Origin of the sequence: Stenotrophomonas terrae (genome assembly GCF_001431465.1) — a bacterium.
GTDB classification, from domain to species: Bacteria; Pseudomonadota; Gammaproteobacteria; order Xanthomonadales; family Xanthomonadaceae; genus Stenotrophomonas; species Stenotrophomonas terrae.
This window is the reverse complement of record NZ_LDJJ01000042.1, coordinates 1-14,372: the sequence shown is the minus strand read 5'-3', so window position 1 is coordinate 14,372 and position 14,372 is coordinate 1. Positions and strand designations below refer to the sequence as shown.

15 protein-coding genes are annotated in these 14,372 nt (G+C 64.9%); 8 read left to right on the top strand and 7 right to left on the bottom strand.

Going from position 1 to position 14,372, the window contains the following annotated elements:
• Positions 1-120: 120 nt before the first annotated feature.
• On the bottom strand, positions 121-1,218 hold the full coding sequence (gene rsgA, locus ABB27_RS13010; RefSeq protein ID WP_057629223.1) for a ribosome small subunit-dependent GTPase A: 1,098 nt from the start codon (positions 1,216-1,218) through the stop codon (positions 121-123).
• A gap of 310 nt (positions 1,219-1,528) precedes the next feature.
• Between rsgA and ABB27_RS13005 the strand changes: the two genes are divergently transcribed.
• The 4 genes from ABB27_RS13005 (at position 1,529) to ABB27_RS12990 (ending at position 4,555) form a co-directional block, all read left to right on the top strand.
• On the top strand, positions 1,529-2,800 hold the full coding sequence (locus ABB27_RS13005; protein WP_057629222.1) for a pyridoxal phosphate-dependent aminotransferase: 1,272 nt from the start codon (positions 1,529-1,531) through the stop codon (positions 2,798-2,800).
• Positions 2,801-2,809: 9 nt separating this feature from the next.
• A complete protein-coding gene (locus ABB27_RS13000; protein WP_057629221.1) occupies positions 2,810-3,451 on the top strand; it encodes an SGNH/GDSL hydrolase family protein in 642 nt (213 codons plus the stop codon).
• The gene (locus ABB27_RS12995) at positions 3,448-4,146 is read left to right on the top strand and encodes a class I SAM-dependent methyltransferase (RefSeq protein ID WP_057629220.1); all 699 of its coding nucleotides are present in this window, start codon (positions 3,448-3,450) and stop codon (positions 4,144-4,146) included. The genes ABB27_RS13000 and ABB27_RS12995 overlap by 4 nt, the downstream gene beginning before the upstream one ends.
• 79 nt (positions 4,147-4,225) lie before the next feature.
• Positions 4,226-4,555, top strand: coding sequence for a DUF6172 family protein (locus ABB27_RS12990; RefSeq protein ID WP_057629219.1), 330 nt, complete (start codon positions 4,226-4,228; stop codon positions 4,553-4,555).
• A 146-nt stretch (positions 4,556-4,701) separates the two neighbouring features.
• On the opposite strand, the gene ABB27_RS12985 is transcribed toward ABB27_RS12990, so the two are convergent.
• Together ABB27_RS12985 and ABB27_RS12980 are read right to left on the bottom strand one after the other, a co-directional pair.
• Complete coding sequence (locus ABB27_RS12985; RefSeq protein ID WP_057629218.1) at positions 4,702-5,958, bottom strand: DEAD/DEAH box helicase; 1,257 nt, start codon at positions 5,956-5,958, stop codon at positions 4,702-4,704.
• Positions 5,959-5,998: 40 nt separating this feature from the next.
• Positions 5,999-6,778: a polysaccharide deacetylase family protein gene (locus ABB27_RS12980; protein WP_057629217.1), complete on the bottom strand. Its 780-nt coding sequence runs from the start codon at positions 6,776-6,778 to the stop codon at positions 5,999-6,001.
• A 60-nt stretch (positions 6,779-6,838) separates the two neighbouring features.
• Between ABB27_RS12980 and grxD the strand changes: the two genes are divergently transcribed.
• Positions 6,839-7,765 carry a Grx4 family monothiol glutaredoxin gene (gene grxD / locus ABB27_RS12975; protein ID WP_057629216.1) on the top strand — a complete coding sequence of 309 codons (927 nt, stop codon included), beginning with the start codon at positions 6,839-6,841 and terminating at the stop codon, positions 7,763-7,765.
• 232 nt (positions 7,766-7,997) lie between these two features.
• On the opposite strand, the gene ABB27_RS12970 is transcribed toward grxD, so the two are convergent.
• Positions 7,998-8,537 carry a DUF924 family protein gene (locus ABB27_RS12970; RefSeq protein ID WP_057629215.1) on the bottom strand — a complete coding sequence of 180 codons (540 nt, stop codon included), beginning with the start codon at positions 8,535-8,537 and terminating at the stop codon, positions 7,998-8,000.
• 244 nt (positions 8,538-8,781) lie between these two features.
• Between ABB27_RS12970 and ABB27_RS12965 the strand changes: the two genes are divergently transcribed.
• From ABB27_RS12965 to ABB27_RS12955, 3 genes are all read left to right on the top strand, one after another.
• Positions 8,782-9,726, top strand: coding sequence for a DegV family protein (locus ABB27_RS12965; RefSeq protein ID WP_057629214.1), 945 nt, complete (start codon positions 8,782-8,784; stop codon positions 9,724-9,726).
• A 72-nt stretch (positions 9,727-9,798) separates the two neighbouring features.
• Positions 9,799-10,137 (top strand): hypothetical protein, encoded by a 339-nt coding sequence (locus ABB27_RS12960; RefSeq protein ID WP_057629213.1) that lies wholly within the window; start codon positions 9,799-9,801, stop codon positions 10,135-10,137.
• 3 nt (positions 10,138-10,140) lie between these two features.
• Positions 10,141-10,818 (top strand): Dph6-related ATP pyrophosphatase, encoded by a 678-nt coding sequence (locus tag ABB27_RS12955; RefSeq protein ID WP_057629212.1) that lies wholly within the window; start codon positions 10,141-10,143, stop codon positions 10,816-10,818.
• A 116-nt stretch (positions 10,819-10,934) separates the two neighbouring features.
• Here ABB27_RS12955 and ABB27_RS12950 read toward each other — a convergent pair whose 3' ends face one another.
• The 3 genes from ABB27_RS12950 to ABB27_RS12935 form a co-directional block, all read right to left on the bottom strand.
• The gene (locus ABB27_RS12950; protein ID WP_057629211.1) at positions 10,935-12,371 is read right to left on the bottom strand and encodes a GGDEF domain-containing protein; all 1,437 of its coding nucleotides are present in this window, start codon (positions 12,369-12,371) and stop codon (positions 10,935-10,937) included.
• A gap of 499 nt (positions 12,372-12,870) precedes the next feature.
• Positions 12,871-13,698: an S-formylglutathione hydrolase gene (gene fghA / locus ABB27_RS12940; RefSeq protein WP_057629209.1), complete on the bottom strand. Its 828-nt coding sequence runs from the start codon at positions 13,696-13,698 to the stop codon at positions 12,871-12,873.
• A gap of 89 nt (positions 13,699-13,787) precedes the next feature.
• On the bottom strand, positions 13,788-14,372 hold a 585-nt coding region (locus ABB27_RS12935; protein ID WP_152984568.1), incomplete at its 5' end, for a zinc-binding dehydrogenase.

Here is a 14,372-nt window from a genome sequence, read left to right as displayed (position 1 = left end):
CCGGCCCGAAGGCATAGCCTTCGGTCGTTCATCAGGCCGCGCGCCAGTGGCGCGCAAGCGGGCCTTCTTCACCCCCTTTGCTACGCAAAAGGGAGGGAGTCGAAGCAGCAAGCGCCGGTTTCAGCGTCGCTTGCCCTTGTTGATTGGCCGCCACTGCGCACCGCGCCCGGTGTGCTTGCGCTCGGTGGCCTGCTCGGCCTGACGCTGCGCCAATTTGGCCGCCGCCAGCGCTACTTCCTCGCGCAGCTTGAGATAGCTCTCCAGCCGGGTTTCATCGATATCACCGCGCTCGATGGCTTCCTGCACCGCGCATCCGGGCTCGCTGTGATGCGAGCAGTTGCGGAATTTGCACTGCGTGGTCAGCTCTTCGATATCGGCAAAGCCGCCCTCGGACAGGGTTTCCTCGCCGGTAGGCTTGAGCTCGCGCATGCCGGGGGTATCGATCAGGCAGGCGCCATACGGCAACGGCATCAGCGCGCGATGGGTGGTGGTATGGCGGCCACGCGAATCATTGCCGCGCACTTCATTGGTCTTCATCCGGTCCTCGCCCAACAGCGTGTTGGTCAAGGTGGATTTGCCGGCACCGGAGGAACCCACCAGCACCACCGTATTGCCCGGGCCCAGCCACGGCAGCAAGGCGGAAACACTTTCCGGATCCTTGCCGTTGATCGCCAGCAATGGAATCTGCTGCGCGGCCAGGTCTTCCAGTACCGCCAGTGCATCTTCGCTGTAGTCGGTCTGGTCGGCCTTGGTCAGCACCACCACCGGTGACGCGCCACCACCGCCCACCAGCAGCAGATAGCGTTCGATGCGGCGCGGATTGAAATCGGCATCCAGCCCACAGACGATGAACACCGTATCGATATTGGCCGCGATCACCTGCTGGTGATAGTGCTCACCGGCGGCACCGCGCTTGATCGAGGTATGCCGCGGCAGCAGCGCGACGATGCGCTTGCCTTCCAGCAGCACCCAGTCGCCTACCGCAGCACGTTCGTGGCTCGGAAAGCGCGGACGCTGCCATTCCGGTGGCGACTCGGTCTTGAGGCTGTTATCGGGCGCATCGGCGACTACGTAGCCGGAACGGTGCTGCTCGATCACCCGCCCGGGGCGGGCCTGCGGATGGGCGGCAAAGGCCTCCTGCCAGGCCGGGTCCTCGGGAGCACCGGGCCAGGGCCAGCCGATATGGCGCAGCGAATCGAAGTCGATGGAATCTGTCATGGCCCGATTCTACCGGGATAGGGCTTGCAGCCGGGAATGCGGGTTTGTCGGGGCCAGAAGCAAAGCAGATCAACAGCACCCCTCCCCGGCCCTCCCCTGCGCTGCGCGCAAGGGAGGGGGCTGAGCTCCCTCCCTTTGCCGCAGGCAAGGGGAGGGTTGGGGAGGGGGGCCGTTGCCCTTGCTTGAGCACTTGCTTTTAGCCGTAACCAATCCCCAATCCAGATTCCCCATTTCCGCCCGCAAAGCCCTGCCCCGCAACGCAACAATTCGGCTACCATGCCAAATCCATGCCCTTGATGGCCCTGAGAAAATGTCAAGCCCTGTCAAACCGCTAGCTACCCGTGAACGCCTGTCTGAAGTCCGCTACGAGATCCGTGGTGAACTGGCTCGACGAGCGCGGGAGCTGGAGGCCCAGGGCCACAAACTGATCAAGCTCAATATCGGCAATCCCGGCAATTTCGGCTTCCGTGCGCCGGCTCACCTGCAGCACGCCATCGCCGATGACATGGGCCGCACGGATCCCTACACCCACCAGCAGGGCCTGCCGGTCGCGCGTGAGGCCATCGCTGCCGCCTACGCACGCCGTGGCGCACCCGATGCCGTGGCTGACCGGGTATTCCTGGGCAACGGCGTGTCCGAGCTGATCGATCTGTCGCTGCGTGCCCTGCTCAATCCGGGCGACGAAGTGCTGATCCCTTCGCCGGACTATCCGTTGTGGTCGGCAGCCACCATCCTCAACGACGGCCGCCCGGTGTATTACCGCTGCCGTCCGGAAAACGGCTTCCTGCCCGACCCGGTGGAGATGGAAGCGCTGGTGTCCTCGCGCACCCGCGCCATCGTGCTGATCAACCCGAACAACCCGGCCGGCGCCAGCTACCCGCGCGAACTGCTTGAAAAAATCGTCGCCATCGCCCGCAAGCACAACCTGTTGCTGCTGGTGGATGAAATCTACGACCAGATCCTCTACGACGGTGCCCAGTTCCAGCCGGTCGCTCCGCTGGCCGGCGATCATCCCTGCCTGACCTTCAGCGGCCTGAGCAAGGTGCACCGCGCCTGCGGTTGGCGCGTGGGTTGGATGCTGCTGTCCGGTGCCGGCGAACAGCTGGGCGAATTCCGCGCCGCGCTGGATCTGCTCAGCGCGCTGCGCCTGTGTGCAAACGTGCCCGGCCAGTACGCGATCGAAGCCGCGGTGAACGGCCCGGACACCATCACCGAGCTGTGCAGCCCCGGTGGTCGCCTGTACGAAACCCGCCGCGCGGTGATCGAGGCCTGCGCGGCCAGCAAGCACCTGTCATTGGTCGCTCCGGCTGGGGCGCTGTACGCCTTCCCGGCAGTGATCGGGCCGGCCGCACAGGGCTTTGACGACCACGACTTCGCCCTGCAGTTGATGGAAGAAGAAGGCGTGCTGGTGGTGCCGGGTTCGAGCTTCAACGTGCCCTATCGCAACCACTTCCGCGTCACCTTGTTGCCCGAGGCCAGCGTGATGCGCGAGGTGTTCGGCCGCATCGACAAGCTGCTCAGCCGTCGCGCCGAAGCCGTCACCAAGGTCGTGCAGCTCAAGCCGCGCAGCGCGGTCGGCTGATCGGCCTTGATGAGCGAAACCACAGCCACCACCACGTCCTACCTGGCACTGGGCGACTCCTACACCATCGGTGAGGGCGTGCCACAAGCCGGCAGCTGGCCGTTCCATCTCGCGACGGCGCTGCGTGCGCAGGGCATCCCACTCGACGATCCGCAGGTCATCGCCACCACCGGCTGGACCACCGACGAACTGGCGGCCGCCATCGACGCCGAAGCCCCACAGGGGCCGTATGCGCTGGTGAGCCTGCTGATCGGGGTCAACAACCAGTATCGCGGGCGTCCGCTGGCCGAATACCGCCAGCAGTTCGAACAGCTGCTGCAGCGCGCGATTGCCCTGGCCGGCGAAGACCCGCGGCGGGTACTGGTGCTGTCCACGCCGGACTGGGGCTTCACCCCGTACGCCCAGCAGCACGGCCGCGATGCCGCCCAGGTGGCTCGCGAAATCGACGATTTCAATGCCGCCGCACAAGCCTGCTGCGGCGACTACGGCGTGGCCTTCGTCGACATCACCCCGACCAGCCGCGACAACGGCCAGGACGCACAGATGCTGGCCGAAGACGGCCTGCATCCTTCGGCCCTGATGTACCAGCGCTGGATGCAGGCAGCCCTGCCCACCGCAGCCGAACTGCTGCTGGCGGCCCCGGCGGCGTGACGGCGGCGCCCGACAAGCAAGCACTTTCCGGCGATGCCGCCCGTGCCATCGCCAGCGCCTTCGCCCCGTTACGGCCCTGGGGCAACCGCTGGGACTACTGCTACACCCTGGCCAAACTGCGCAGCGATCCGCTCTACCCCGGTGTGCTCGACGCCCTGCGTGGCAGCAGCGCGCCAGTGCTGGACATGGGCTGCGGACTCGGCCTGCTGGCGCACGCCCTGCGCCATGACGGCCAGTCCATGCCTTACCGCGGGGTCGACAATGACGCGGCCAAGATTGCCCGCGCCGGCAAGGTGGCGGCACGTACCGGCCTGGCCGGCAGCAGTTTCGAGGTCATGGACCTGGGCAGCCGCCTTCCCACCCACCGCGGCAGCGTCGCCATTCTCGATGTTTTGCAGTATCTGAACGCCGAGGCCCAGCAAGCGCTGCTGCGCAATGCAGCGGCAATGCTCGAGGGTGATGGCCGGCTGGTGATGCGCATGGCCTTGGCCGATAGCAGCCGCCGCGGGCGTATTTCGCGCATTGGCGACCGCGCTGCCAACCTGATCGGCTGGATGCAATTCCGGCCCCGCCACTACCCGGATGCCGAGTCATTGCGGTCTTTGCTGCAACAATGCGGCCTGAGCGTCAGCCTCAGCCCGCTGTACGGCAACACTCCATTCAACAACTGGCTGCTGGTCGCCCATCGCGGTTGAACCACGGTCAAGCCGTTTGCACCGATAATGGTGCCATTCCCTGCCGGCCCAACCGGGCTGGCGCAGCAACGAGATTCCCGTGAAGAAGACCTACAGCCTCGCCATCGAAGGCAAGCACCCCGACCGTCTGCTGGAAGCCAGCAAGCACGACATCCGCAAGTACACCAAGCGTGAGCGCGGCAAGGCACTGCCGGCTGGCGCCGATACCTGGGGTTTTGACAGCAAGCTGGGCGTGGACGAAGCCTCCGCCAAGCCGATCGCCTACGACGAGCTGTTCCGCGCCATTGACGCGCTGGTAGCTGCTGGCAACACCCAGTTCTACGTCGAAGTGGTCAGCAAGTCGGCCAAGCGCACGCCGCGCCCGGCAGCCGAGCCGGCCCCGGCAGCGGAAACCGATTTCGAAGATTGATCGCCGAAGCACGGTAGTGCCGAGCCATGCTCGGCAGCGCCATGCCTTTGTAGTGCCGAGCCATGCTCGGCAGAAGCTTTACCGGTAACGCCCCAGCCGAGCATGGCTCGGCTCTACCCACGGTGGCCCAGCCGACTGCGGCGCTGTCAGGACCCTGCTTTCTCCGCCGCGGCTGCCCGCGCCCGGTCCTTCTTGCTGGGCCGGCGGCCCTTGATGCCGCCGTTGTCATCGGCCACCACGCTTGCCGCCGGTGCTGCCTGCGTCGGCTCAAAGCCCTCAAGCACTTCGGTGGCACTGTCCAGCCCATGGCGTTTGCAGATCAGACGCCAATGCGGCATTGCGGCCGAATCGACAAAACTCACTGCCAAGCCCTTTTCCCCCGCCCGCCCGGTACGACCGATACGGTGCAGGTAATCGGCAGGCGCACGCGGCAGGTCGTAGTTCACCACCACCGGCAAGCGGGTGATATCGATGCCGCGCGCCGCCAGGTCGGTCGCGACCAGTACCCGTACTTCGCCATCCTTGAAGTCCTGCAGCATGCGGAAACGGCGGCCCTGCGACAGTTCGCCATGCAGGGCCTGCGCATTGATATCGGCCTTGCGCAGCTGGCTGGCCAAGCGGTCACCGTCACGGATGCTGCCCACAAACACCAGCACCTGTTGCCACTGCGGGTCTTCCAGCAAGGACAGCAGCAACTCGGCACGCCGAGCGCTATCCACATGGATGACGCGCTGCTCGATGTCTGGCGCGGATTGCTCGCCGATTTCCAGACGCTGCGGTTCATGCAGGCCGGCCGCCGCCAAGGCTTCGATATCCGCCGCGAACGTGGCCGAGAACAAGGCGATCTGCCGCTTTACCGGCAACTCGGCCAGGATCTGCCGCAGCTCATCGCCGAAGCCCAGTTCCAGCAGGCGGTCGGCTTCATCCAGCACCAGCAGCTGCACCTGCTTCAACGACAAGGCGTTATGCGCCAGCAGATCCAGCAAGCGCCCAGGCGTGGCCACGACGATGTCGGCACCGCCACGCAGCGACATCATCTGCGGATTGATCGACACCCCGCCGACCGCACAGACCAGATGCGGCCGACGCGGCAACTCGCGCCCCAAGGTGGTGAACACATCGCTCACTTGCAGCGCGAGTTCGCGGGTCGGCACCAGTATCAGCTGGGCCAGCACGCGTGGTTTGCGCGGCGTTGCCATGAAGAAGCGCTGCAGCGCTGGCAGCACGTAGGCCGCGGTTTTACCTGAACCCGTAGGTGCCAGCGCCACCACGTCACGGCCCTTCAGCAGCAGGGGCACCGCCTGTTGCTGGATCGGTGTCGGCGCCAGATAGCCTGCCTGCTGCAGGGCTTGCTGCAGCGCAGGCAGCACGTAGGGAGACAGGCCGAGTTGGGAAAAAGGCATGGTGCGGGTCCAGAAACCGCCAAACGGCGGGGAGGCGAGTCTACGCTGTTGGCTGTGGCAGGCGGGCGCGCAGGCCACGGGTCTGCAGCTGCTGCAGCACGGCTTCGATGATGGCCAGGTTATGGCCGTGGGCGGCACCTTCGTGCAGCAGCACGATGGCGCCGGGCTCCAGATCCGGTGCAATCCGTGCCACCACGCCCTCCGGCGTGCAGTCCACACCGTCGTAGCCACGGGCGCTCCAGCCAATCCGCGCCAGCGCATGGCGCTTGAGTGCCGCCGCTACAAAGGGATTGGTCATGCCCACCACCGAGCGGTACCAGCGCGGTGGTGCACCGGCAATCGCCGCCAGCGCCTGCTGGCATTGGCCGATTTCCTGCGCCATCTGCGCCGGGCCCAGCGCCCAGAAGCGCGCCTGCGGGTGGGAATGGCTGTGATTGCCCAGATCGTGACCCCGCCGCAACACCTCGTGTACCAGCTCCGGGCGGGCCTGCGCGCGCTCGCCAACCATGAAAAAGGTGGCCTTGGCGTCGTGCTGGTCGAGCAGGTCCAGCACCGCCAGGGTCTCCGCCGACGGGCCATCGTCGATGGTCAGCCACACGTCCTGACCGGGCGCGCGGCTGACCACCGGCGCATAGAAGCGGCTGTTGGGCAGGAAGACCGGCACGATGAACAGCGTGTGGCTGAGCAGCAGCGCCGGCAGCCCCCACATCCAGCCCAGCCGCCACCACAGCAAGGCCACCAGCAACTGCGAGATCAGCAGCCAGGGCAGCCAGCGCCAGGGGCGTACGGGAATGCGATGCAGGGTTTCCGGGGCAGTCATGCCCCATGATGCCACGCAGCGTAGAATTACCCGGTCTACGACCACTTATACGAGTTCACGATGTCCCTGGACCCCGCCCTGCGTTCGCGCATTGAATCCATCCTCGGCGCCGACCGCGTCGTTCTGTTCATGAAGGGCCAGCCGGCCATGCCGCAGTGCGGCTTCTCGGCCAAGGCCGTTGGCGCGCTGCAGGACCTGGGCGTGCAGTTCGGCCACGTCAACGTGCTGGCCGACCAGGAAATCCGTGAAGGCATCAAGGCCTACGGCGACTGGCCGACCATTCCGCAGCTGTATGTGGACGGGGAGCTGATCGGCGGCAGCGACATCATCCTGCAGATGGCCAGCAGCGGCGAACTGAGCAGCCTGCTCGGCCTGGCCGCACCCGACCGCACCCCGCCGTCGATCACCGTCACCCCGGCGGCGGTTGAAATGCTCAAGGGCGCATTGGCTGACGCCCCCGGCGCGGCCCTGCAGCTGAGCATCGACGCCAGCTTCCAGCCGAACTTCCAGCTCGCCCCGCTCGACGACAACGCCATCGCTGCCGAGTCCAACGGCCTGCGCGTGCAGTTCGACAGTGCCAGCGCGCGCCGCGCCGACGGCATCACCATCGATTGGGTCGACGACATCCGCGGTCAGGGCCTGGCAATCAACAACCCGAACGCGCCCAAGCCGGTGCAGGAACTGGACGTGCGCGCCGCCGACGACCAGCTGCGTGCCGGTGCCATCACCCTGGTGGATGTGCGCCCGGCCGACGAACGTGCCATCGCCGCGATCAACGGCAAGTTCGAAACCTTTGACGGTGACAACCGCGCCAAGCTCGAAGCCCTGCCCAAGGACACCCCGCTGGCCTTCCTGTGCCACCGTGGCGGCCGCAGCGCACAGGCTGCCGCGCAGTTCCTGGCACTGGGCTTCACCAATGTGTTCAACGTCACCGGCGGCATTGATGCCTGGTCGGAGAACGTGGACAACAGCGTTCCCAAGTACTGATCGGGTTACGTTGCAGCAATAAAAAAACGCCGGCATCGCCGGCGTTTTCATTTGGGCATCTGAGTCACACGAACGCGATACCAGAGCTCTTGCCTCGGCTTTATTGTGGGAGCGGCGTCAGCCGCGAAGCACACTGATTATCAGATATCAGCGTTGTGCCGGCTTCAAGCAACACCAGCTTCGCGGCTCACGCCGCTCCCACAGACAAACACCAGGCCCGCATCGCAGACACTCAACCAGCAAATCCGCCTTCAGCAAGGAAGTGCAGCTCTTCCGCAGTGGGAATCCGCCCAAGCACAGCATTGCGGTGCGGGAAGCGGCCGAAGCGGCGGATCACGTCGCGATGCAGCTCGGCGTACTTCAGGTATTCCAGATCACCCAACACTTCGAACATCGCTACCGCGCGGTCCTGGTCGTGCGGATCCTCGGAGTGCTCGAACGGCAGGTAGATGAAAGCCCGCAGCTTGAGCGGCAACTCCCGGTCCCAACCTTCCTCGATGGTGCGGGTGGCGTAATGCCGCGCCAGTCCATCGGTAGCGTAAGAGTGCGCGGTGCCACGGAAGCAGTTGCGCGGAAACTGATCCAGCAGGATCTGCAGCGCCAGGGCGCCCTCGGCATTCTCCAGCCAGTCCTCGCAGGCACGACGTGCCGCCTGGTAGTGCAAGTCCAGGAATCGTTCCCGGAACTGTGCATCAAAGGCCTCATTACGCTCAAACCAACGCTGCGGACCTGCCGCGCGCCAGAACTCAACTACTGAACTTGCCGTTTCCATTACTGATTCCTGGCTCACCACCTACCGTCAGGCGGTGAACTCCCACCCATGCCGTCGCACCCGGGGAGCTGGCCGCAGTTGCTGGCAGTAGCTTAATAGCCAGCCGCGCTGGAGGAAATGAGAGAAAGGTGAAAAAAGATGACCTATATTGCGAAGATGGCCGCAGAAATCATCTTTGGCCACCTGAATCTGCGATAGGGTTCTGATCTTTCGACACTGTTACGACCCAGGGGGATACAACCGCATGCGTATAGGAATTGTGGTCGACTCAGCCTGTGACCTTCCCGCAGGCTACCTGCAGCACAACAATGTCGTGCTGCTGCCCATCACCGTACGGATCGGTGAGACCCTGCTGCCGGACAATCGTGACGAGGCCGCCACCCTGGCCTTCCTGCAGGGGCCGCTCAGCGACCAGAGCGCCGAGGCCGAAACCATCCCCTACAGCGCCGAGCAGATCCGCGAACTGTTCCTGAGCAGACTGGTCACCGATTTCGACCAGGTGTTCTGCCTGACCATCACCCGCACCCGCAGCCCCCTGCATGACAACGCGGTGCAGGCCGGCTACAGCATCCTCAACGAGTACAAGCCGGTCCGCCAGGCCGCCGGTTACAACTCGCCCTTCAGCCTGCGCGTGATCGACACCCAGAACCTGTTTGCCGCGCAGGCAGTAAGCGCGGTGGAAGCCGTGCGGCTGCGTGACAGCGGCGCCACCGTGCCGCAGATGCGCGAACGCCTGGAGCATGTGGCCAGCAACGTGCACGGCTACATGGTGACCCGCGACCTGTATTACATGCGCGCCCGCGCCCGCCACAAGGGTGACCGCAGCGTGGGCTTGTTCAGTGCCGCCCTGGGCAGCGCCCTGGACATCAAGCCGGTGCTGCATGGCTACCGCGGCAATACCGAGCCCGTGGCCAAGATCAAGGGCTTCGACAATGCGGTGCAGACCCTGTTCGGCTTCGTCGGCAAGCGCGTTGCCGCCGGCCTGATGACGCCGGTGGTGTGCGTGAGCTACGGCGGCCCGCTGGACGAGCTGCGCGCATTGCCGGGCTATGCGCAGCTGCGCCAGACCTGCGACAGCCATGGCGTGCAGCTGACCGAAGCGGTGATGAGCCTGACCGGCATGGTCAACGTCGGCAAGGGTGCGGTGACCATTGGCTTCGCCGACGGCCCGCATAGCTTCGGCAGCTGACACGCGCAGCCGACGTGGACAACATCACTACGTTTGAAGCGCTAACCTGACATTTCATCAAGGAGGCCCCCTATGACCGTGCACTACTCCATCTCGCTGCCCGATCCTGCCAAGGCACGTGGCAATGATCCGCGCCTGTCGTTTACCGCCAGCGGCGCCGACGCCTTCGCCGAGCAGCTGCAGTCCGCACTGCGTACCCCGGAACTGTTCGAGCGCTGGAAGGCCACCCAGGACGAGCCGGAGGATGTGGATCCGGGACTGGGCGCGACCGACCCGGAGGCTACGGTGACCGGCAAGCAATCCGACCTGCGCATCGACCTGGTTGCCAGCACCAGCCTGCCCGGCGATCTGTTCAAGCAGCGCCTGCGCATGCTCGCCGGCAGCCATTGGGAACTGCGCGATGTGCGCTGAGTCTTGAGCACACCGGTTCTGCTGTCCTGGAGCGGTGGCAAGGACGCCGCCTGGGCGCTATACGAACTGCAGCAGCGCGACGACATCGAGGTTGTCGCACTGTTGAGCACGCTGACAGAAGGCTATGAACGCTCCTCGATGCAGGGTGTGCGCCGTGAGGTATTGCAGGCACAGGCCGCCGCTGCCGCGCTGCCGTTGCTGCAAGCCTGGATACCGCAGGTCTGCGACAACGCGATTTACCTGCAGCGCATGAGCGCCGCCCTGGCCGAGGCACAGCAGCGCTGGCCCGGCCTGAACACCATCGCCTTCGGCGATCTGCTGCTGCAGGACATCCGCGCCTGGCGCGAACAGCAGTACGCGGCCCAGGGCTGGAGCACGCTGTTTCCGTTGTTCGGCCGCGACACCACAACCCTGGCCCGGCAGATGATCAGCCAAGGTTTGCAGGCCCAGCTGTGCTGTGTGGACAGCACGCTGCTGGATGCGGATTTCAGCGGACGGGTCTTCGACAACAGGCTGATCGACGAACTCCCCACCGGCATCGACGCCTGCGGCGAGAACGGCGAGTTCCACACCTGTGTCAGCGCCGGCCCCATGTTCCGCACACCCTTGCAGCTTGAACAGGGTGACATCGTGCTGCGCGATGCACGCTACGCGTATACCGATTTCAGCCTGCGCAGCTAGGCCAAACCCACAATGAGGGCTTGTCGTGACAAGCCCTCGCTCATGCGCTCTCGCGCATTTCTTCAGCTGCATGGGTATGGCGCCTCGCCGCCGCCACCGCCACCGCCACCGCAGGATCAAGGCAGCGCACTGGCGTCGACATGCACCACCTGCGCCACGCGCACGGCTACGCGATTCCGGCCCGCATGCTTGGCCGCATACAAGGCGGTATCTGCCTCGGCCAGCAAGGTATCGATATCAAGCAAGGCCGAGCATTGCAGGAAGGAAGCCCCAATGCTGATGGTGATCGTGCCTTCCGGCAGCACAAGTGTCTCCACCGCCCGTCTCAGGGTTTCGGCGAGCGAGACCGTATCTTCCAGCGTAGCGTCGGGCACGACCACCGCGAACTCCTCGCCACCATAGCGCGCCAGGCAATCCCCGGCCCTTCTTACATTTGCCTGTAAACCCGCCGCAACCGCCTGCAGGCAACGATCACCGGCGGGGTGGCCGTGCGCATCGTTGAAGGCCTTGAAGTGGTCGATATCGACCAGCAGCAGTCCCAGTCCAGCGCCACTGCGGCGCATGCGGTTCCATTCGGCCTGCAGCACCGTATCGAACTGACGGCGGTTCGCCACGCCGGTCAGCGCGTCCTTGCGCGCCAGCTGATCCAATGCCGCCTGCCGCTCCAGCAGCGCAACCTGCAGCAATGTGCTGCGCAGCCCAAAGCCCAGCGTGGCGACCACGAAACCGGTCACCGCCAGCGGCCGCGCGTGGTCGACCACCAAGGTTCCGACCACCAGCAACAACAGCGGCAGGATCATCGGCCCTCCGGCCTGCACCATCCGCGACAAACGCGGGCTGGGCACGAACGAGGAATGCGCCGTCTGCCGCAGCGCCAGCACCGCAAGCAACAGGAACGGCAGGTCAATCAGCAGGTCGCTGTAAGCACCAAAGGATTCCTGCGATGCAAAATGATTGATGTAACCGGCCACCAACAAATAAGCCATCGCATACAGCGCCAACACCCGGAACAAGCCACGTCGTTGCACCGTATCCGTGGCCAGCCAACGCACCAGGGCAAAAACGGCGATGCACAGATTCTGGATGTCGAACATGTAACGCATGTTCGACATCGCCGAATCATCAACGTCGATGCGGGCGGCAAAGTGCGCGGTATGCACGAAGAACAGCACACCCAGCAGCGCTGCCATGGCCGCATCGATCAGGCTGATGCTTGGCCGCTCATGGCGTGCGCGGGCCAGGATGAACACCAGCGGCACGGCGTACAACACATACAGCAGCAGACTGATGCGTGGTGTCAGGTCGGCTCGACCGGCACCCAGGGCATCGACCAGATTGAATGCCATGCCGCCGGCCCAGAGCAGCATCGACAGCGCGATCGCATACCAGTCCAACACCGCACGACCGCGCCGCGCCCGCCAGAGACAAGCAGCCCCGGCCAACAAGGGCGCAGCCACCAGAAACACAAACGATCCCACACCGGCCGGGCCGGGCTCCAAGGCCAGCACCAGCCCATGACAGACCAGGAACAGCAGGACCAGCAGCAGCGGCATGCATTCCCCTATCGCCAACCCGTATAGCGGCAAGATAGCGCGGGCGACAAGGAAACAACGTGACCCAGACCCCGCCCTGCATGACCCAGAGAATGACCGCCGTAGTGCCGAGCCATGCTCGGCAGGGGCTCTACCAGCAACACCCTGTAGTGCCGACCCACGCTCGGCAGAAGCTCTACCAGCAATGCCCCGTAGTGCCGAGCCATGCTCGGCAGAGGCTCTACCAGCAACGCCCTCTAGTGCCGAGCCATGCTCGGCAGAGGCTCTACCAGCAACGCCCTGTAGTGCCGACCCACGCTCGGCAGAGGCTCTACCAGCAATGCCCTGTAGTGCCGAGCCATGCTCGGCAGAAGCTCTACCAGCAATGCCCTGTAGTGCCGAGCCATGCTCGGCAGAAGCTCTACCAGCAATGCCCTGTAGTGCCGAGCCATGCTCGGCAGAGGCTCTACCAGTAAAGCCCCAGCCGAGCATGGCTCGGCTCTACAAAAAACAGCTCAGCTCAGCGCATCGCCTCAGCATGGTGCGCGATGTGACCCCCAATGAAGCTGCTGATGAAGTAATAGCTGTGGTCGTAACCCGGCTGCAAGCGCAGCTCCAGCGGATGCCCTGCCGCTTCGCACGCGGCCTGCAACAGCTCCGGGCGCAACTGGTTCTGCAGGAACTCATCCGCACCGCCCTGATCAATCAGCAGCGGCAGCTTCTCCTGCGCGTGGGCGACCAGCTCGGTAGCGTCATACGCCTTCCAGACCTCACGGTCCTCACCCAGGTAGGCAGCAAACGCCTTCTGCCCCCAGGCCACCTGCGAAGGCGCCACGATCGGCGAGAACGCCGACACGCTGCGATAGCGGCCCGGGTTCTTCAAGGCAATGGTCAGCGCGCCGTGCCCGCCCATCGAATGCCCACTGATCGCCCGCACCCCGCTGGCCGGGACATTGGCCTCCACCCATGCCGGCAACTCATCAACGATGTAGTCGTACATGCGGTAGTGCCGCGCCCACGGCTCGCGCGTGGCATTGAGATAGAAGCCTGCACCCTTGCCAAGATCGTAGCCCTCGGCGTCGGCAACGGATTCACCGCGCGGGCTGGTATCCGGCGCCACCAGGATGATGCCGTGCTCGGCCGCGTAACGCTGTGCACCGGCCTTGGTGATGAAATTCTGCTCGGTGCAGGTCAGGCCACTAAGCCAATACAACACCGGGCAGGGGCCGTGCTCGGCCTGCGGCGGCAGGTAGACACCTACCGTCATCTCGCAGCCCAGCACCTTGGAATCGTGCCGGTAGACGTCCTGCCAGCCGCCGAAGCAGGCGCGGTGTTCGAGTCGTTGCATGGTTTGGAATCCTTGATGCTGGGTTGCTGGATCTAGTGCGACTGATGGAGTGTGAGCTTCGCGGCTTACGCCGCTCCTACACGCCGCTATCAGTAATGGATGACCGAGCGGATCGACTTGCCTTCATGCATCAGCTCGAAGGCTTCGTTGATCTTGTCCAGCGCCATCGTATGGGTCACGAACGGCGCCAGTTCGATATCACCCTTCATCGCATCCTCAACCATGCCCGGCAGCTGGCTACGGCCCTTCACGCCGCCGAACGCCGTGCCCATCCACTTGCGACCGGTCACCAGCTGGAACGGACGCGTCGAGATTTCCTGGCCGGCGCCGGCCACGCCAATGATCACGCTCTGGCCCCAGCCACGGTGCGCGCACTCCAGCGCCGCCCGCATCACGTTGGTGTTGCCAATGCACTCGAAGCTGTGGTCCACACCCCAACCGGTCATTTCAACCACGACCTGCTGGATCGGCTTGTCGTGGTCCTTCGGATTGACACAATCGGTGGCGCCAAACTGCTTGGCCAGCTCGAATTTTGACGGATTGGTATCGATGGCGATGATGCGACCGGCCTTGGCCTGGCGCGCGCCTTGGATAACCGCCAGGCCAATACCGCCGAAACCCAACCCCGCAACGCTGTCGACCGCGGCCACCTTGGCGGTGTTGTGCACGGGCCC